Source organism: Paenibacillus mendelii, assembly GCF_024498075.1.
Taxonomy (GTDB): Bacteria; Bacillota; Bacilli; order Paenibacillales; family Paenibacillaceae; genus Paenibacillus_Z; species Paenibacillus_Z mendelii.
Map to the genome: position 1 here is coordinate 808,974 of NZ_JANHOF010000001.1, position 19,952 is coordinate 828,925.

General features: G+C 48.5%; 19 protein-coding genes. 3 read left to right on the top strand and 16 right to left on the bottom strand.

Features of this window, described 5'->3' with window-relative positions:
• Nucleotides 1-12: 12 nt before the first annotated feature.
• From NNL21_RS03475 to NNL21_RS03485, 3 genes are all read right to left on the bottom strand, one after another.
• On the bottom strand, nt 13-279 hold the full coding sequence (locus NNL21_RS03475; protein WP_204816049.1) for a metal-sensitive transcriptional regulator: 267 nt from the start codon (nt 277-279) through the stop codon (nt 13-15).
• A 204-nt stretch (nt 280-483) separates the two neighbouring features.
• Nucleotides 484-966 (bottom strand): DsrE/DsrF/DrsH-like family protein, encoded by a 483-nt coding sequence (locus NNL21_RS03480; protein ID WP_204816050.1) that lies wholly within the window; start codon nt 964-966, stop codon nt 484-486.
• A gap of 12 nt (nt 967-978) precedes the next feature.
• Complete coding sequence (locus NNL21_RS03485) at nt 979-1,782, bottom strand: sulfite exporter TauE/SafE family protein (RefSeq protein ID WP_204816051.1); 804 nt, start codon at nt 1,780-1,782, stop codon at nt 979-981.
• A 128-nt stretch (nt 1,783-1,910) separates the two neighbouring features.
• Here NNL21_RS03485 and NNL21_RS03490 point away from each other — a divergent pair, with 128 nt between their 5' ends.
• A complete protein-coding gene (locus tag NNL21_RS03490) occupies nt 1,911-2,081 on the top strand; it encodes a hypothetical protein (protein WP_204816052.1) in 171 nt (56 codons plus the stop codon).
• Nucleotides 2,082-2,112: 31 nt separating this feature from the next.
• Here NNL21_RS03490 and NNL21_RS03495 read toward each other — a convergent pair whose 3' ends face one another.
• The 9 genes from NNL21_RS03495 to NNL21_RS03535 all read right to left on the bottom strand — a co-directional run bounded on the left by NNL21_RS03495 (nt 2,113) and on the right by NNL21_RS03535 (nt 13,413).
• Complete coding sequence (locus tag NNL21_RS03495; protein WP_204816053.1) at nt 2,113-2,340, bottom strand: sulfurtransferase TusA family protein; 228 nt, start codon at nt 2,338-2,340, stop codon at nt 2,113-2,115.
• A gap of 14 nt (nt 2,341-2,354) precedes the next feature.
• Complete coding sequence (locus NNL21_RS03500; RefSeq protein ID WP_204816054.1) at nt 2,355-3,500, bottom strand: MBL fold metallo-hydrolase; 1,146 nt, start codon at nt 3,498-3,500, stop codon at nt 2,355-2,357.
• Between the two features lie 115 nt (nt 3,501-3,615).
• Entirely contained in the window at nt 3,616-4,185 is a 570-nt protein-coding gene (locus NNL21_RS03505) for a sulfurtransferase TusA family protein (RefSeq protein ID WP_204816055.1), read from the bottom strand.
• Between the two features lie 324 nt (nt 4,186-4,509).
• Nucleotides 4,510-6,165, bottom strand: coding sequence for a type 2 periplasmic-binding domain-containing protein (locus NNL21_RS03510; protein ID WP_256555034.1), 1,656 nt, complete (start codon nt 6,163-6,165; stop codon nt 4,510-4,512).
• 145 nt (nt 6,166-6,310) lie between these two features.
• Nucleotides 6,311-7,210, bottom strand: a complete 900-nt coding sequence (locus tag NNL21_RS03515; RefSeq protein WP_204816057.1) for a carbohydrate ABC transporter permease — start codon at nt 7,208-7,210, stop codon at nt 6,311-6,313.
• A 19-nt stretch (nt 7,211-7,229) separates the two neighbouring features.
• A complete protein-coding gene (locus NNL21_RS03520; protein WP_204816058.1) occupies nt 7,230-8,201 on the bottom strand; it encodes an ABC transporter permease in 972 nt (323 codons plus the stop codon).
• Between the two features lie 288 nt (nt 8,202-8,489).
• Nucleotides 8,490-10,217 carry a type 2 periplasmic-binding domain-containing protein gene (locus NNL21_RS03525; RefSeq protein WP_204816059.1) on the bottom strand — a complete coding sequence of 576 codons (1,728 nt, stop codon included), beginning with the start codon at nt 10,215-10,217 and terminating at the stop codon, nt 8,490-8,492.
• Nucleotides 10,218-10,224: 7 nt separating this feature from the next.
• Nucleotides 10,225-12,417: a helix-turn-helix domain-containing protein gene (locus NNL21_RS03530; protein WP_204816060.1), complete on the bottom strand. Its 2,193-nt coding sequence runs from the start codon at nt 12,415-12,417 to the stop codon at nt 10,225-10,227.
• A 159-nt stretch (nt 12,418-12,576) separates the two neighbouring features.
• Nucleotides 12,577-13,413: an AraC family transcriptional regulator gene (locus NNL21_RS03535; protein ID WP_204816061.1), complete on the bottom strand. Its 837-nt coding sequence runs from the start codon at nt 13,411-13,413 to the stop codon at nt 12,577-12,579.
• Nucleotides 13,414-13,538: 125 nt separating this feature from the next.
• On the opposite strand from NNL21_RS03535, the gene NNL21_RS03540 reads away from it, so the two are divergent.
• Nucleotides 13,539-14,864, top strand: coding sequence for an alpha-L-fucosidase (locus tag NNL21_RS03540; protein WP_204816062.1), 1,326 nt, complete (start codon nt 13,539-13,541; stop codon nt 14,862-14,864).
• A 120-nt stretch (nt 14,865-14,984) separates the two neighbouring features.
• Here NNL21_RS03540 and NNL21_RS03545 read toward each other — a convergent pair whose 3' ends face one another.
• Nucleotides 14,985-16,466 carry a DUF4153 domain-containing protein gene (locus NNL21_RS03545; protein ID WP_204816063.1) on the bottom strand — a complete coding sequence of 494 codons (1,482 nt, stop codon included), beginning with the start codon at nt 16,464-16,466 and terminating at the stop codon, nt 14,985-14,987.
• 172 nt (nt 16,467-16,638) lie between these two features.
• Here NNL21_RS03545 and NNL21_RS03550 point away from each other — a divergent pair, with 172 nt between their 5' ends.
• A complete protein-coding gene (locus NNL21_RS03550) occupies nt 16,639-18,423 on the top strand; it encodes an ABC transporter substrate-binding protein (protein ID WP_204816064.1) in 1,785 nt (594 codons plus the stop codon).
• A gap of 63 nt (nt 18,424-18,486) precedes the next feature.
• Here NNL21_RS03550 and NNL21_RS03555 read toward each other — a convergent pair whose 3' ends face one another.
• The 3 genes from NNL21_RS03555 to NNL21_RS03565 all read right to left on the bottom strand — a co-directional run bounded on the left by NNL21_RS03555 (nt 18,487) and on the right by NNL21_RS03565 (nt 19,927).
• Nucleotides 18,487-18,699 (bottom strand): cold-shock protein, encoded by a 213-nt coding sequence (locus NNL21_RS03555; protein WP_204816065.1) that lies wholly within the window; start codon nt 18,697-18,699, stop codon nt 18,487-18,489.
• Nucleotides 18,700-18,770: 71 nt separating this feature from the next.
• Nucleotides 18,771-18,971, bottom strand: a complete 201-nt coding sequence (locus NNL21_RS03560) for a cold-shock protein (RefSeq protein ID WP_204816066.1) — start codon at nt 18,969-18,971, stop codon at nt 18,771-18,773.
• 293 nt (nt 18,972-19,264) lie between these two features.
• Nucleotides 19,265-19,927 (bottom strand): HAD family hydrolase, encoded by a 663-nt coding sequence (locus tag NNL21_RS03565; RefSeq protein ID WP_204816067.1) that lies wholly within the window; start codon nt 19,925-19,927, stop codon nt 19,265-19,267.
• Nucleotides 19,928-19,952: the final 25 nt, after the last annotated feature.

Sequence of the window (19,952 nt, forward strand, 5' to 3'; positions counted from 1 at the left end):
CCTGTGCGATAATTACCGGCTCTTCACCAGCAGCTCGATGGCTTCTTGCACCATCTTGCTCGAATCCCTGCCGGCCGCTTGCTCTTCCAGAATGCACTGCTGCAAATTCTCGGCTACGATCTGCGCGATCGCCTTATCTGCTGCATTACGAACAGCAGACAATTGACTGACCACGTCCTTGCATGATTTCTCCTCCTCCATCAAGCGAAGAACACCGCGAACCTGCCCTTCAATTCGGCGAAGTCGTTTTTTAACATCGTCTGTGTAGTTATAGCTCATCCGAATCAAACCTCCTATAAGTTTTGTGGAGCGATGCTTCCATGAGTTTCTTCGCAACAAAACTCAATTCGGAAGCATAACTTCGTCTTGTGCTGCCAGGCCACGCAGATGTTCATCGCTATAATCGACATCGGAAGCGCGACTCTTATAATTCCTATACCTGTATAGGTATACTTTACACCAAAAAATAAGAGCCGAACAAGTTTATATGAATAAGTTCACTTTTGCGTCAACCGCATCGCCCAAATAACCGGCAACTCCGGCGTATTCCATTCCCGGTATCAACTCCTCCTGCTGGAGGCCAAGCAGATCCATCGTCATTGTACAAGCGACGAGCTTGACGCCCTGCTCCTGAGCAAGCTCAATCAATTGGGGCAATGTGAGCGCATTATGCTTTTTCATGACATGCTTGATCAATTTGGGCCCCATTCCCATGTAGTGCATATTGGAGAGCCCTAATTTCTTCGCTCCGCGCGGCATCATCCAGCCGAATGCCTTCTCGAGGAATCCCTTCTTCACCTTCACGACTTCATCTCTGCGCATCGTATTCAATCCCCAGAAGGTGAAGAAGATCGTCACCTCATGGTCGTAAGCGGCGGCACCATTGGCAATGATAAATGCTGCGATCGCTTTGTCCATATCGCCGCTGAAGAGAACAATGGTCGTTTTTTCTTTCTGCTCTGTCATGTTCGTCGCTCCTTATCCTAATATAGAGAACCAAATTTTAATTGATGTTGCAGCAATGAGCACAATTAAAGCGTAACGCAATAGCTGTACGTTCAACCTGGCACTCATTCGTGACCCTAATGGCGCTCCCAGCAAACTGCCGATCACCGTAAACATCGTGGGCATAATCGGAATGTGACCTGCTGCGATTTTTCCGAATATGCCACCGACTGCCGAAATAAAAACAATCGCCAGTGAAGAAGCTATAGTCGTCCGGGTTGGAATTTTCAATACGGTCAGCATGATCGGAATGAGAATGAATGCGCCGCCGGCGCCGACAATTCCGGAGACGATCCCAACCGTGAAGGCCGAAACAATCGCGATTATTTTGTTGAACGGCATATCCCCTTGGGGTTGAAGATCCTGGCCCTTATTCGGGATAAGCATTAGAATGACGGCTATGATCGCTAAGACGCCATACACGACATTAATGGCTGCGCTGGATAGAAACTTGGACACAACACCGCCGAACAAACTGCCGACCAGGATGCTGCTGCCCATATAGATGACGAGCCCTCGATGAATCAAGGCGCCGGATCCGGGATCCGCTTTCTTCCTTCGCTGGAAAGCCAGCATGCCGGCTAATGATGCGAAGAACACTTGAAACATACTGATCGAAGACACCTGCTGCCCCGTAAATTCCGCCAGATTGAGTGCCGATGGGACAAACAGAAGCATCGGATAATTGATGATGGCACCGCCTATGCCGAGCAACCCGGAGAAGAAGGAGCCTACGAACCCGAGCAGCACCATGACAAGATCGAGCATCCAGTCCATAACACCCTCCTTACCCTGCTTAGATATGGAGCACGACCCATCTCGATGGGAAAATTAACATTTGCATTTAATGAAAAAAGGCCTATAATCAATACCAAGTAAACTAATTGGATATAGAGGTGTTGGCGATGCTGTCTTACGTGAAACGTCTCCTTACGAATACTTGCCCGTGCTGCAACGATCCTCTTGCGCATGAACATCATCCGCTCGGTTACGTAAAGTCATGTGCCCGCGGCCATTATAAAGAAGAAACCTTCAGCTATCTGGGCGTTCGGATCGTATACAAGGATTTGGAATAAACGGACACGGGAGGTGTCCGAATTCCCTCCACTACTTCTTTCTTACGAAAAATTTATAAACGCCCTGTTCTTCCTCATGCTTCACTAATTCATGGTTCGTTTGCTTCACCCATGCTTGAAAATCATTCAATGATCCTTTATCCGTCGATTGAACCTCCATGACCTGTCCCGATTCCAGCGTATCCAAAGCCTTCTTCACCTTGACGATCGGCATTGGGCAAGCCATACCTTTGGTATCCACTACTTTTGTAATCTCCATGTGTAAACTCCTCCTTATTTATCATGAACCGCACAGCGGTTAGGTCCGATTTCCATCTCGCGCTGCTCTTCGTCATCCGGTGTAATCTTGCCCATATTCGTTTGGCGAATTTCCTGATAGGCATTCGGCTGCGGCGGCAGCTTCTCCGTTACGGCACTTCTGAACTCGGTTTCACTTGTCATGTTCAGTCCAGGGTTGTTGCGGAACAAGTCTGCCAGTTTTGCCGATACGCTCCCATCTTGCCCTAACTCAGCTATGCTGCCAAAATGGGCAGGAAGCACCGTCAAATCATCCGGCAGCTGCTTGTAACGCTCATAAAGCGTTTCGCGAAGATCGCCGACCCAATCCTCTGCTTTGCCGGCCAAATCCGGACGGCCGATCGAGGCCACAAACAGGATGTCGCCCGAAAGCAAATACTTTCCGTCTACGATCAAGGAAGTGCTTCCGATCGTATGCCCCGGGGAGTATAGCGGCTGAATGGTGATCCGGGTACGGCCGACGGTGATGTCTGCGCCATCCACAAGAGGATTAAAGTCGAATACCACTTCATCTGCATCCTTGGGCGGCAGCCAATACATAGCTCCAGCATCTTCCGCAAGCTTGCGTCCGCCAGAGATATGATCCGCATGGAGATGCGTATCCAGCGTGTGCTTGATCACAGCTTGATGCTCGGCGGCGAATCGTTCGAATTCACCGGTCATCCGCAAGGTATCGACAACAACCGCTTCACCTTCGGAGATAATCATATAAGAAAGGCATCCTTTACCGATGCGCACGAATTGATAGATCGAGCCTCCATCCGACAGATCGCCGATCTTGACCGGCTCCAGATGCTCACTCCACGCCTTCATACCGCCCAGCAGATAGGAAACCTTGCTTTTTCCTTGTTCAACCAGCTGCTCGGCAACAAATTGGGACGAGCCCTCTTTCGCACAGACGACCAACACTTCGGTTTCGTCCGGAATTTGATCGATGATCTCATCCACGCTTTCCAGCAATTCAAAATACGGCTTATTCAGGATTTGAATCTGCTTGCCTTCAATCTTCCAATTCATGAAATCGGACTCGTTCCTAACATCCAGTATAAATAACGGCTCATGATGAAATACCTTCACGGCCAATTCCCCTGCAGTCATTCCTTTAAGCTCGGTCTGATTCATCGATTTCACTCTCCATGAGGTTAGTTAGAAACGTAACGATGCGTCGGCATCGTAGGCAAAAACCAAGAAAGTCGCTTCTCCTGGCAGACCCCGTTAGCGGCAATAATTTGTACGATTAGTTTTTCTCTGTTGGACCGTTCCATTCCGACATGCCCGGGATCACATTCATGACCTTGTTGAAGCCTCTTGAGGACAACAGCTGCGCTGCCATGTCGCTGCGGTTTCCCGTACGGCAAACCATATAGATTTCTTGCTCCGGATTTAGTTGGCCAATATGCTGCTCCAGCTCTCCGAATGGAATCGATATCGCACCCGGAATACGGTTGAAAGCATATTCGGCAGGCTCGCGTACGTCGACTATGACCGGAGCGGTATCATTCGCTAGCTTCTGCAAGAGTTCGTCATTCGATATGGTATGGGGATAAGCTTTAGCTTCCTTCACTTCATTCGGATTGGACTTTCGTATGAAGTGATGAAGCACATCCTCTTCATGAGTGGATCCCAAATACTGATGACCGGTTGTCTTCGCCCAGCTTTGGATATCAGCGAGCGATCCTTTGTCTGTGGCCTGCAGCTCCAGAACTTGTCCAGCCTCCAATTCATCCAGTGCTTTCTTCGTTCGAACAATCGGCATCGGACATGCAAGACCTTTGGCATCCACCGTCTTGTCTACTCGGATCGACATCTGCGCAACCTCCTGTAATGTTCTTAGTCAATTTCGTTATACTAATACCCGTATGGGTATATGGATACTATAAATTGATTTCATGCTCGCGTCAAGTGCCGTATCAGATCCGGTTACGTTTACCAATTGAATTTTCACTTTTTCTCCAACTCATCTCCGCAACCAAAAGTTCTACTCCCATTCATCTCATGTGTCATCTCAAATTAACAACTGCGGGCTTATACCTTTCATGACGTCTTACCTCTTCGAAACGCAAACAAACCGCCTCCCCAATCGATAGGAAGGTCGGTTTGTTGAAGCTGATATCACTAGGTCTTCACTTTATTATTTCTTGTTATCGTAAGCGGCTTGGTAAATTTCCAGATAACGATTCAGGTTTAACCCGTCGAAGCCCTTCACGTATTTATCCCATTCGCCGTCATTCAATTTCCTGGATCCAGTCACGAATTGAGCCATGTTGGAACGGACGTATTCATTGATTTGAGTACGAAGCAGGTTGGCTTCCTTAGCGTCTTTGTCATCCATGAATATCGTTAGCGGGAATGTAACTTCCGGCTGCTTGTTCTCATAATTGTTCGCCGTCTCCATATACAGACGGTACTCATAGCCCACCTGCGAGAACGGATCTTCCGGCACAGCCCATGACTCACGGATATCTCGCGTTCTGCGGGTGATGCCCATCTGATCCCAGGTGTCGTTGAACGTCGTGCCAATATCCCAGTAAGCGGGCTTCAGACTGTACTTGGCCTGATTACCATGCACGTCCTTCTCGCCTTCCTTGGCTTTCTCCCAATACTTTCCTTCAAGTCCGTACTCGTTCGTGATCGCATGCTCCTCGGAATACAAGTAATCCGCGAGCTTGATCGCCGCAATCGCTTCTTTCTCTGAAGCTTTATTCGTAATCGCGAATTGACCGCTGCCATAAGCTTTATAGTACCCTGCGTAGGCGACTCCATTAGGCCCTTTGAGCGGCGGTACGGTGATATATTCTTTATGCCGGTTCTGGCCCTCCACCATGCTGAAATACATGCCGATATGTCCAGCAGTAACGCTTCCGGAAATATTGTCGCCCTCTTTGTTTCCGACTTGCATCATCTGATCGTTATTTTGCGTGAAGGCTTCTTTGTCAATCAGACCCTCAGCGTACAGCTTGTTTACGTACTCCAAGCCTTGACGCCACTCCGGCTGATTGGCAGCCAATTGGACCTTACCATCCTTCATATAGAAGAAATCCTCGTCATTGTTGTAGATAAAGGAGTTCATTAAGAAATTGGACGGTATACCGTGCCAGGTATTGAATGCGCCGGAAAGTGGAACCTCGTCCGCTTGCCCGTTGCCATTGGGATCCAACGTTTTGAACTTCTTTAATACTTCGTAGTATTCTTCCGTAGTAGTCGGCATTTCAAGGTTTAATTTTTTGAGCCATTCTTTGTTAATCCACAGCTTCTGCGAATACCAGCAGTGGAAGCAGTCGTTGATGTGCGGAAGCGCGTAAATGTTGCCGTCCGGCGCTGTTATCGCTGCTCTTAGATCAGGATCCTCATCGAATGCTTTCTTGATTTCATTGCCGTACTTATCAATCAGGTCGTTCAGCGGGACGAGAATGCCCTGCTTACCGTAATCGATTTGTTCCGCTTGGGTGAATCCTCCCGAGAGAAAAACGTTCGGATAATCGCCGCTGGCCATGATCAACTTCTTCTTATCATCCGCATTGGCTTGAGGTGTAGCATCGAACTTAAACTTAATATTCAACCGCTCTTCAATAAACTTCGTCACGGTATTCGTACTAATATCTTCAATACGTGGAGGAACGACAATATAGGCGTTAATCGTGACGGCGTCTTTGCTGTCTCCACCCGCATTTTCTGAGTTTCCTTCATTGCCGCCATTACCTGAATCGCTGCCGCTGCTGCAGGCGGACAATAGCATGGATAATGTAAGAACCATTGCAAATACGATTTTTCTAGTCTTTTTTCTCAACGCTGACTCCTCCTTCAAATGGTGTGCAGACATACGTAATCTTCATCGTTGTGATGGAAGCGAAAACGATTCCTCATCACAATCCATATGGTTCAACCACCCCCTTGACATAATGAAGCTTGGATCGATTCGGGAGCAGGACACATCATCCCTTGAGCGATCCGATCATGATGCCCTGGACAAAATACTTTTGCACAAAAGGGTACAGCGCCAATACCGGCAGCGTAGCAACAACGATTAGCGAGAATTTCAACAGGTCACGCAGTCCTTGCATAGCCGCCATCTGGTTGGCGTCGACCATCATGCTCGCATCGATCGAATTCAAGATGAGTATGTTGCGCAAAATAATTTGCAGAGGATACAGCTCCTGCGACTTCAGAAAGATCAGTGCATCAAAATAGGCGTTCCAATGCCCAACCGCATACATGAGAACCAGTACGGCCAAAATGGGCTTGGACAAAGGAAGCACGATCCGCCAGAGAAAGCCAAGGTCTGTGCAGCCATCCAATTCAGCGGCTTCTCCAAGCTCCTTGGGAATGGTGGATTGAAAGAATGTACGGGCGATAATGACCTGCCATACCGCCAGAGCGCCAGGGAGCAGCATCGCCCATCTTGTATCCAATATGCCAAGCGATTTGACTGTGAGATAGTATGGAATCAAGCCTCCGCTGAACATCATCGTAATGACGAGGAGCAGCATGATGAATCCACGTCCGTAGAAGGTGCTCTTGGATAGCGGATACGCCAGCATCACGGTCATGGTCACATTGATCAGTACACCGAAGAACGTATAGAATAATGAATTGGCATACCCCGTCAATATTTGCGGATTGTTGAAGATCGCCCTATATCCTGCCAAGCTGGGCTCCACCGGGAACAGCCAGACCTTCCCGCTAATGACGGCACGCGGAGAACTGAAGGATGAGCTTACAATATAGATGAGCGGATAGAGCACAATGATAAGAACGACGATCAGGAAGGCATATACCAGAAAGAGAAAAAATTTATCGCCGAACGATTCTCGGATTGCTATCGATTTATTCATATCGTTTCCCTTCCCTCCGTTACCATAGACTGTTGTCTGAAACGCGTCTGGCGAAATAATTGACGGTTAGCAGCAAAATGAGATTGATGACGGAGTTAAATAAATCGACTGCCGCAGAGAAACTGAAATTGGCTCCAAGCAGCCCTATTTTGTATACATAAGTCGAGATTACTTCTGAAGTGCTCGTATTCAATGGATTCTGCATCAAAAAGATTTTCTCGAAACCGACATTCATGATCTGCCCGACATTAAGAATAAGAAGAATAATGGCTGCCGGCATGATCCCCGGTATATCGATGTTAATGACCTTCTGAAATCGTGAAGCTCCGTCAACCTTGGCAGCTTCATATAACTCTGAATTGACTCCGGCAAGTGCAGCAAGGTATATAACAGCACCATACCCGATGCCCTGCCACACATTGGACAGCACGAAAATACTGCTGAAATAGCTCGGGATTCCCATAAAGTTTATCGATTCCATACCGAGCAGCTTCACGATCAGATCCACGAAGCCTAGACGAGGCGATAAGAATAGGATGATCATCGAAACCATGACAACCGTAGAAATGAAATACGGCGCGAACGTCACCATTTGAACTGCTTTTTTAAATCGCATACTTCGAATTTCATTCAACGCGAGCGCAAGTATAATCGGTGCCGGAAATCCAATAGCAAGCGAATATAAGCTAATAATCAAAGTGTTCTTAATGAGAACCCAAAAATTCGGAGAGTTAAAAAAGTCAGAGAAATTTTTGAGCCCGACCCATTCGCTTCCGGTGAATCCCTTGACCGGACTAAAGTCGCGAAAGGCGATCTGCGCTCCGTACATCGGTATGTACTTGAAAATAATGAGGTACGCGAGAGGCAGTAAAATAAGTAAATACAGCTGCCAATGCCGCTTCATTTTTTTGGATGTACCTTTCATTAGAAGCGGCTTGTTACTCCTCGCTAGCTTCGGCTTCTTTGCTTCCAGCGCCCCTGTTGACTGCATCCCTGAAAACTCACTCCCTTTCCAATATTTCGCCTTAAGATGTGGATTGGTGATAACGATAAGGGAACGCCGGAAGAGGGTCAACGATCAGTATTCAACCAGGAGACGATATTCTGTAATCGCTTACTTTTCAGGCGAGCGGACGGAACGCGCATTATTCTGTCAGCGCTCAAAATTCCGCCATCGCCCAGGAATGGGTTAAGCGCTGTTCCCCTAATATGAAAACGGCAAAAAAACCGATTTCCGGAATTATCGGAATCGGTTGTTGGAGCTGCCGCTAATTCATCTTCATGGCAGGACTTTGATGGTTCTCGTATAGTTGTCATACGCCTTCTGATAGATGTGTAAGTAACGATCCAGTTTCAATCCTTTGAAGCCCTCCAAATAAGCTTCCCATTCCTGATCAATCTGCTTGGCGCCCGTAATAAACTGAATCATGTGGGCTTCGATATATTCATTCATCTGTACCCGGAGGCGCGCTGCTTCGAACGCTTCCTTCGGATCGACATATACATTCTCGGGAAAAACCTCCGGAGGCTCCTTTCCCTGATAATTCTCCACCGTTTCTAAATACAGGCGATGCTCGTACCCTTCCTTTGTATTCGGATCCTTCGGCACGGCCCATGATTCACGCAGATCCCGGTTGCGATACAGAATTCCCATCTGGCTCCAGCCTTCATTCTGGGTCAGATGATCCCAATATTCCGGGTTCAGCTTGAATTTGGCCTGTCTGCCGTGTTCGTCAACCTCTCCCTGCGTTCCTTTCCGCCACCACATATTCTCAGGTCCGAATTCATTGCGGATCACCGCTTCCTCGGAATAGAGAAAATCAGCCAGTCGGATGGCCGCAGCCGCTTCGGTTTCCGTTGCTTTATCCGTTATCGCAAACTGCCCATTCCCTACCCGGTTGAAATAACCCGCAGCCTGGTATCCATCCGGACCGATTAACGGCGGGATTGTGCTGTATTCTTTATTCCGCTCATTATCCAATCCGCTGAATGCCATACGGATATGTCCCACCGTCGCGCTGCCTAGTATATTAGCTTCCGGATGGCTTGCCAATTGGATCATGCCATCCAGCGTCTGGGTAAACGAGGAGGGATCGATCAGCCCTTCGCGGTAAAGACGATGGATATAAGTGATCCCTTCCTTCCATTCCGGCTGTGCGGCAGCCATCCCTACCTTGCCGTCATCCATGTAAAAGTAGTTCTCGTCCGTGTTATAGATAAATGCGCTCATCAAAAATCCAGTAATTTTGGTATGCCAGGAATCGGTGGCACCAGACAGCGGAATTTCGTCCTGTATGCCGTTCCCGTTCGGATCCATCGTCTTGAAGGCCTTCAGCATCTGATAGAACTCCTCAGCTGTACGGGGCTCCGGCAGCTGCAGCCGTTCCAGCCATTCCGTGTTGACCCACAGCTTCTGGGAATACCAGCAGTGAAAGCATTCATTAATATCCGGCAAGGAATAAATATGATTGTCCGGGGTCGTAATCGCTTGCCGCAGCTTGGGATTCGCTGCGAAAATTCGTTTCATATTCACCCCATACCGGTCGATTAATTCATCCAGAGGCTGAAGAACCCCAGACATGCCATACTTGATTTGTTCATCCGGCGTGAAATCGCCGCTTAGAATAATAGCGGGATATTCACCGCTGGCAAATAGCATTTGCTTGCGTTCTTTTTTGGCTGCCGGGCTCGCGGTAACGAACTCTAGTTTGATATTCAGCCGTTCTTCTACATATGTGGTGAATAAATTCGTATTAATATCCTCCACTTCCACCGGAGGAACGGCATAGATCCTGAGGGTGACTGGCTTATCCGCAATCGGAAATTCTCCAGCAGGCCGTATATCAACCGCCTCGCTTGTTCCTTGATCCTTCAGAATGGGATTTACGAACAGCTGGGTGCAAGCCGCAGCGACGAGCGCCATAACGATAAGAGGTATCCCAATCATCCATGAAGCCTTCAATGGCTCATTTCCCCCTTCATTGACGAACAGGCTGACGATAAACACGAAAGGATCAACCTGTTTGTTCACTGGTATGATGCTTGCGATAATCCATAGGCGAGATGCCCTCCACCCTGCGGAATACTCTTCGGAAGGTAGCGGCATTGACATAACCTACACGCTCACCGATATTCTGAATGGAGTCTGACTGCTCCAGCAGCCACCGCTTCGCATGCTGAATTCTGACCTCAGCGAGAAAATCCAGAAAGTTCTCCCCGAATTCATCCTTAAACAGCTGGCTCAAATATTTGGCATTAATCGAGAATTGGTCGCTTAAATAATCGAGTGAAAGCTCGGGATTCGCGTAATGATGCTCAATATATTCCCGCACCTTCTTCATCGATTGATGATATTGCCGCCCTTCGCGAAGCACGGCCAGACGTGTGGAATAATCCTCTAATATCCCGCGGAGCACCTGCTGCAGCTCATCCAGCGTATCGAACTCTCCGATGATTTGCCGCACATACGGCAGTGCGGATGCCGTCCAGTTCTCATAGTAGTCCTTGGAGATCTGTGACATGTTCAGGTCCATATGCGCAATAAAATAGCGGCCTTGCTCAATAATTTCATTCTTGGATAAGCAGCACTTCCGAATCCCTTCGAACCAATGATCATAATTCGCAAGCCATTCCTGGTCATTGCAGCGGAAGGATTGCACGAATTGGTGGATGGCCTTCAGATGCTTACTCGGTTCTTTGTTGGAGAAATTGCGCGCCTCCTGGAGCCGGATGATCCGGTTGTTGCCCAGAACAGCTTTGAACTTCAAGGATTCCAGCGCTTCGATATAGGATTCCGGCACCCCGAGTCGCGAATCCGTTGATTCCCCGATTCCGATCGTGACCGTAAAGGCCAGGTTTTTATTTAGCCATGCCACGAGACCTTCGCAAACCTCGTCAACATCGGCCTCTGGATTCTCCAAAAAGACAATGCCGGTCAGCTGCAAGGAGGAGGTCCACTCCAGCCATAGGTGAGTGGTCGGCTGGGTCATCATTTCATGGGTGACGCTGCTGAGCACAAATTTAAATAAGGCTTGATCTCTGGTTTGATACCGGTAAAAGGATTGTTCTGCATGATCAATTTCGATAACGAGAACTTTAATGAGGCTGTGGGGAGGCAATGTCCATTCGGATGAACTCTCTTCACCGGAAAGCAGCTGTGTAAAGAAGGTTTTTCTTCGTTCGAGCGCAGCTTTCTCGGATTCTTTCTTGAATACTTTCGATTGCTCGGCAAAATTGTTGATGGCAGATTCAATAAATGCGAATTCGTCAATAGCCACCCTTCCTAGCGTGTGCTTCTCCTGAAAGAGGTTGTCATTAATCCGAACAACAAGCTCCTCCAGAGGTTTGTAATTTTTTCTGGTCACATAAATAATGGAGATGACGCCGGCAATAAACACTAGCAGTCCAAATAACAGCCATACGCTGGAAAAGTTCGAAACCACGCTAACAAGCTTGCCATTATATACGCCGCTCTCCGCGGTCCAGTTCGTATACTCCGATGCAACGCTAGCGAGAATTTCCTTTTTCCCGGGTAGATCATCCTGCTTGAAGAATGGATTCCCGTTTCGGTCATATAGGTTCACGAAAGCCGTCTGAGGATCGTACATATCCATGATATTGTCCTGCAGCGACGACACGTTGATATTGACAACGAAAAGACCTTCCGATCCAAGACTTACCGGAACCTTATGTACGAGGCTAACTACTTCTTTCTTCTTCTGAAAGGAAAACTCGCGGTACATCCTGACGTCCGTCCAAGGCGATTTGGAGTCGCTGCTCTGCATCTCGCGTATAAACGCAGCATCCTCGAATTCATCCAGGTTTCTAATCAGATTGCCGCTGTAAACCAATTGATCGCTGTATCGGACCAAATAGAACGAGGCTATGAACGGAACCTCCTGCTTCAGCTTCTCCAGCTTTTTGACCACCTGATAGTTCAAATAAACATTGCTGTCGTCCTTCTCGTCGAAGAAATCGCTAATCAGCTTATTGTTCATAATCTCCCGGATAATCATATAATCCACGGACTTCAAGGACACGTCGATGGATTGAAGCAGCTGACGCGTGAAGACTTTGCTTGATTCCTTCGTATTCTTGTTGTTCTGCTCTACCAGAGATTGAAAAAACATAAAAAAAACAAATGAGAAAATGATGAAGAAAATCGGGATATACGACCAGATCATTTTGCGCAGCCACGTTCTATTCATCGGAATCATCCCTTAACAGGCTATTTCGAACAAATAATGTAAGCGCATTCATAAATTTCTCTTCTTCATAGCTACACCTGATATTAAAACAAATGCACCTTTAAAAGACATGCAGGATATTATTATGTTTTTGTACAAAATTAAGATGATATAGGCAGGTTATAGATTGGTCCGATATTCGGTGGGGCTGTAGCCGATCTCACGGCGGAACGTTTTCGAGAAATGATTCGCGTCATCGAAGCCTGTCCGGGCACCGATTTCTTTGATGCTGAGCGAAGTCGTTTTCAAGAGAACCTTGGCCTTCTCCATCTTTTTGCGGATCACATACTTGAGGGGTGAAATACCGAAATGCTTTTTGAAATATTTAATAAAATAATTCGGATGCAGGTGCAAATGTGCCGCCATCCCCTCCAGGGTTACCTCGTCATGGAGATGGGAATCGATATACTGCTGAATGACAGTCAGCCGCTCGATCTCCGGCGTCCGGTTCTGATGGATCAGCAGTGGCGCTGCTGTAAGCAGCTGTGACAAAATATCCAGCAGGATGGCTTTCTCCTTCAACCTTGCAGGTATGGAGGCCTCTTGGTGGAGCAGGAACAGCTCATGGAACAACGCGGTCATCTGTGTTTGATCCAGCGAATCAAAGCAATAAGGGACGTCCAGCCATTGGAAAAAGTCCAGATCTCCCGCAGTCGCGGTGAAGTGGCACCAATACTTCAGAAAAGGCCGGTCGCTAATGGCGGAGTAAGACTGCTCGACATGGGCAGGCATGAGAAAAAGCTGTCCCGGCGTTGGCCAGAACGGTTGTCCGTTAATTTTTAACCAGCCCTCCCCCTCTACGATGTAATAGAGCTTGCTGTAGCTTGGCGTATAATCAAGCTCTCTCCACTCCGGCCAGCATTGGGTATACTGAGCATTGAGCACGTGAACCTGCATATTGCGAATGATATCGTGAATGGCGGTCTGGTTAGTAGGATCGGTCTGTTTGGGATTCATGGATTATCACCTGCAGAAGTTAATTTTATACCCGTCTAGGTTAAGAGTGGATCTGTTTATTATAGCATATCATTGATAAACTTTATTGCAGTTAGTCAAGCATTCCACGCATTGGAGGGTATTTAATGGAGAACATTCAACAAGATCTCATACAAGAACGAACCGAGCGCACGCGCTGGTTTCAAAACGACCGATTCGGCATGTTTATCCACTGGGGACTGTATGCCATACCAGCCAGAGGCGAATGGGTACGCAGTGTCGAGCGAATAAGCGTCGAGGACTATCAGCCATACTTTGATCAATTTGATCCCGATCGTTACAATCCCAAGGAATGGGCTAAAGCGGCCAAGGAAGCCGGCATGCAGTATGCGGTATTGACCGCGAAGCATCATGATGGTTTCTGTCTGTTCGACAGCAAGCTGACTGACTATAAAGCAACCAATACCAAAGCAGGCCGCGATCTCGTTACCGAGTTTCTGGAAGCGTTCCGCGCGGAAGGCATTAAAGTCGGTCTTTATTATTCCATCATTGACTGGCATCATGAAGATTACCCCGCTTACGGGGATAGGCATCATCCAATGAGAGAGAACGAAGCATTCAAGCGTGATCCCAATACATTCCACCGTTATCTCGATTATATGCACGGACAAGTCCGCGAGCTGTTAACCAATTACGGCAAGCTTGATATCATGTGGTTCGACTTCTCCTACGACAATATGGCCAGCGAGACATGGAAAGCAACCGAGCTTATGACGATGATTCGTTCGCTGCAGCCGCATATTCTGATCGATAATCGTCTAGAAGGTAGTGGTGAACAAGGCGGCAGCCTGTATACAAGCAACCCTTCCATCTATGCCGGCGACTTTGCTTCACCGGAGCAGATCATTCCTCCTGAAGGGGTAACCGATGATAACGGCAATCCTATTCCATGGGAAGCTTGCATCACATTGAATAATAACTGGGGCTATGCAGCTGCCGACCATTCCTACAAGACGGCAACAACCGTCATTCGGAAATTAGTGGAATGTGTCAGCAAGAACGGCAACATGCTGCTGAATGTCGGCCCGACAGCCAGAGGCGAGATTCCTCAGGAATCGCTCGATATATTGGCCGAGGTTGGTCAATGGATGAAGCATAATGGGGCAAGCATATACGGCTGCAGCAATGCGGATCTCCCTAAACCGGAATGGGGCCGCTACACGCAGAAAGGCAACCTCCTCTACGCGCATGTTTTCGAGGAAAGCATCGGTCCCGTCAATCTCAACGGACTTGCTGGAAAGGTCAAGAACGCTCGTCTATTGGCTGACGGATCTGAACTGTTCTTGATCAGACCTTGGAGTGCAGCGCTCTTCGAGAAGGATGCCTTTGTCAGCTTTGCCCGTCCCGAGCATCTAACCTACCCGCTGCCGGACAAGAGGAATACGGTCATTGAGCTTGAATTGAATTCATAATATAGCGGTCAAAGAGAATCCCGCCCTTCCCCGATGGTTATCGCTGAAAGGGCGGGATTCTCTTGTCTGATGCAAGCAGCCGATTGACACGGCCGTTTTCTGGTTGCAAGAGATAGCTTGCTAGCGCAGCCTTTGCTCGGATAAATTCCATGATGGCCATTGATCTCTCGACCGGGACCGCTCTTTCAATTGGTCGACTACCTGATTCAAGGACTCGATGTCCGGCTGCTTCTCCTGCAGCTTGAGCAGAGCTGGAGCCGCATCGGCCGATAACGTTCCCAGGTATGCTATATCGATGATGCCCGTCCGTTCATATCGGGCAATATTATTAGATGCGATTCGTGCATCAAGATTCACGTAATTCATCACCACGTAGGCGATAACCGCACAGCAGATATATGCTTTTGACAAAGACAGGCGCTCCTGCCAAATCCGGATGAAGGCTGTCACGAGCAGAACGCCAAGAAACAGCATAAAGCCATGTGCCAGCAGCCTCGTTTGCGTATAGCCATATGCGTCTTCGTATAAGGAAAGGCGGCTGTAGGCCGATACCAGCATGATGACTGTGCAGATAACCAGCATACTGAGCGAGACCTTGCGGACTCTTTCCATCCATACCCCTTCACGGCGAACGAAATGCAGTCCGCACAGCAGCAGTACCAGATTGATAAGCGCGACGAGAACCAGCTCTGTAAACCCCCTTCGCGCATATTCCGCATAGGCGGCTCCCTCAGGCAGCAAGCCGTTCGCCGCGCCGAACAAGTAAGAGAATTGAATGACTGCAAATAATATGTAGACCAGATTTACGCTTATCAGCAGCGTTCCCGCCGATATGGGATCCAGGGCCATCTGTGCCTTCTGCTGCGCCTCATTGCCTTCTGCCGAATTCGAGCTGTTAACAGCAGCAGAAGAGCCAATCGTTGAATCCGCCGGCTTATGAACTAATAATCCCCATATGTAGCAGAATGTATAGAGTGCAATACCTCCTGCAGTCATCACGCGTACAACACCTTCTCCAACGGAAAGCCCTTGGAACCATCCGGGGATTTCAGTCAACCAGGATTGAAAGATCCGGTCAGCTGAAGCCAGCAGCGCAATAACGACAATGAGGATCGGCGCAGCAAGCAGCAGACCCAGGGAAACTTTGCGTAAAGTCCCTCTGGCTGTACGGATGCCTTCACTGGGCAGCACCAAATTGCTGACAATGCCGAACGGGACGGACACATAAGTGAACGGCTTCACGATGCAGCGATGAACGAGATCCGGGAAAAATCCGGCCTTGTGCCAAGGCTGCGAGCCGCTGCGCGTAAGCAGGATCGTCTGGGCAGCGACTAAGATCATGATGGCCACCCCGTTCAGCAGATGGAAGAAACGGTTGGCGAATATGGCGTATGTCATGACAAGCAGCCCGATTGGCACCATAAGCAGCCACCCTGAACGCGATTGTCCCTGCCACTTATCGAAACCGCCCATCCTCCCATTCGCGGCATAGAAGAACAACCCATAGAAACCGAGTATGAATATAACAACCGAAATCCCAGCCGCATTCCCTACAAATAAATATTGACTCACGATGCCCAAAGCAAGAGCCAGAATCCACATTCTTACGTACCTCTTTTGCCATGGCGCTGGATCTCTCAAGAAAGCTCACTCCCGTGTTTAATATCATCGTCACATTTGTTTACTGCGCCTATTTATTGTAACCTAGAAAACAGGAAGAAAAAGTGCAAGTTCTTATGATGAAATTACATGTTTTATTTAGGAGGTCGCGTCCATGAAGATTCGCCGCCACTATTTGACTCTTCGGAATTCCTACCCGCTCATCTTGGAAGACGCCCCGTTCGAGGTTACCGTCGAGGAGCTCTCAGGCATGGTGGATTGCACCCATCGCAATATGGTGCTGCTGTTGAAACGAATGCAGCTTGAAGGCTGGATAAGCTGGACGCCAAGGAAAGGCCGCGGCAATCGGTCAAGCCTCGTCTTTCTCGCCCGCCGCGAACAGATTGCCCTGCAGGAAGCGCAGGAGCTGGTCGCCAAGCAGGATTTGCGCGCAGCCCTGGAGCTCGTTCAATCGATGGAACCGTCTGCTCTACTGAAGGAGCAATTTCAGGAATGGCTGGCCGGACGGTTTGGTTTCCATACGGAGCTCCAAGGCGCGCGGCGAACGGATACTCTGCGCTTCCCATTGCAGCAAACGATTCACACGTTAGATCCGGCAGCCATTCATTACACAGGGGAATCACATCTCGTTAACCAGCTGTTCGACGGATTAGTTCGCATGGACCCCAAAGGAGCCGCCATACTGCCGCATCTCGCCCATGCTTGGGAGGTGGACGCTTCCCGGACGTTATGGACATTTTATTTGTGCAAGGGCGTTCTATTTCATCATGGCAGGGAAATGCGTGCCGCGGATGTGAAATATTCGTTGGAACGTCTAAAGGGGCTTGCTCCGCGAGGATTATACAGCTGGGTTTATGCGGGTATTGCATCGATTGAAACACCGGATGACACGACGATCCATATTCGGTTGACCGAGCGCAACGAAGCCTTTCTAGCTTTCTTAACGACTAATCGGGCATCCATCGTCCCCCAAGACGTGTGCGAGGGTTCCGGTTTACAATTTGGACAGACTCCTGTCGGTACAGGACCCTTTCGTCTAACTAGCAAGGAGCAAGGCGTGTGGATCCTGGAAGCTTTCGATCGATATTTTCACGGCAGAGGATTTCTCGACCTTGTTGAGGTCTGGACGCTGCCCGAAGGGAATTCGAACGGACCTTCCGCCGAGCTCCCTTCATTCCAAGTCATGCACAATGTGCGAATGACCGATAACGCATCCGATCAATGGCAGCAGGTCCGGCAATCCGGCATGACATGCAAATTTGTAACCGTCAACGAATCGAAGAACGGCCCTCTTGCGGATGTCTCTCTGCGCGAAGCGATCGATTATGCGATTGACCGGCAATACCTCATGGAGCTGCTGTCCGGTGATGTCATCGAGGAAGCGAACAGCTTCTGGCCGGAAGTAGAAGGCGTACATGAGCACCGGACTCCAAGAGACTTGAATGATATCGCAAGGAGATTGCAGGCAGCCGGTTATCGGGGGGAGACGCTTATCTTGGCGACCATCCCTCAGTATGAGGCCGACGCTAAGCTGATCCAGGAGGTATGTGCGAGATCAGGTATAGCGCTTGAGCTTCAGCTCATTCCTGCGGAAGAATTCAAGGGTCATGCGCGCATGTCAGCAGATTTGCTGCTATTTGCGATCATGCTGGATGAGCACCGGGAGCTGCGGCTGGTGGATCTCTTCAAGAGCATGCAGCAGCATGCGCTGCCGGGCATGCAAACATTCTTAGACCACCATATTCGTCTGCTTCTTGCGGAGCCCGATGTCCACAGCAGAACGGCGATTTTCAACCAGCTTGAGCAGGAATTAACGCGCAGACACAGCTTATTATTTCTTTATCGGAAGCATCTAAAAACGGCATTTCATCCTTCGATTCGGGGAATTTCACTTGAATCCTTGGGGTGGGTGCGGTTCAAGGATCTTTGGTTTACTTAAAAGCAGGCAAAATAAAAAGGACATCCATATGCAGGACATCCTTGTGAATCGTATGTGACAGTGTTACTTGCGAGACTTGATCGCTTTGTTGGAATTCGCAAGCGAGGGAAGCATCTTAAAACTGCTCACCATCTGTGAATGGCATAACGGACAAGTCGGCATAAATTCGAATGCAAAATCATCCCGTATCCAGCCATTGCATTCATCCTGCGTACAAGTCCAAATCGCTGTGTTTTCTTGAGGGAGATCCTCTACTGATTTTCTTCGAAAATACATAGTTAACCCCTCCTGCTTGAAATAAAAAACTGCCCTTAACACTAGTTAAGGGCAGTGCATGTTGCGTAAGCTTACAGTTTTACAACGTTCTCAGCTTGTGGTCCGCGGTTGCCTTGTACCACGTTGAATTCTACACGTTGACCTTCGTCAAGCGTTTTGAATCCGTCGCCTTGAATTGCGGAGAAGTGTACGAATACGTCGTTTCCGCCTTCAACTTCGATAAAACCAAAGCCTTTTTCTGCGTTAAACCATTTTACTGTTCCTGTTTCCATTTGAAATGACCTCCAAAAATTTATTAACATGTTTTTTTTGATACAAACAAAAAATCACACATTGAGAAAGGTACCATCAGACAAATGATCACCTTTTTCAATATGTGAATTTAAGGTTAAGATTTGCTATAAACGTATCATAACACATCGATAATCATAAAGCAACTCGAATGCTCCATTATAATTAAAATATCATTCGATCGTGGACTAACATAAATAAGAAGAGACGCTGATAATAATGGAGCGCCCCTTCCTATTGCTGCGTGTCGGGTCGAGCAAGGACTTCACCTGTATCAAGCATCAATAAGCTGATGGATGAGCTCCTCAAGCTGCACATCCTCCATCGAGCTTAGCCGCCGTCTTACCTCCGGGAACGTTAACGCGCTCGTGGTCAAATTCGGCACAATGACGCAATGCAGCCCTGCTCTTACGGCCGCCAAGGCGCCCGTCGGCGAGTCCTCGAAAGCGATGGCTTCATTCGGCCGGATATTGAACTCGGCGATTACTTGTTCATATAGCTCTGGATCCGGTTTGGCTCTGCGAACATAGTCAAATGTGCGAATGCACTCGAAGAAGGGCGTGAGCTCCAGCCGATCCAGTATCGGCATCACCCAGTCCAGTGAAGAGCTCGATGCAAGACCGATTCGGAGGTCCAGCCGCTTGGCTGTATCTAAATAGTGCAGGACACCGGGTCTTACTTGCTCGCAGCTGAAGCGTTCGTTAAACAAGCTGCGCCTGAATTCCGACAGCACCCCGCGATCCATGCGGGGCTCTCCTTTGCGAATAATGAGGTCCTCGTAAGGATCGAAGTTGTCTCTTCCGCCTATTCGACCCAAGTAGACTTCAGCGGGGAAAGGTACGCTGTGCTCGGTGTACAATTGACGGTAGGACTCCATTTCGCATGTTTCCGTATCGATAATTAGACCATCAAAGTCGAAAATTACCGCCTTTATCATACCAGATCATCTCCCCTGCTGAACG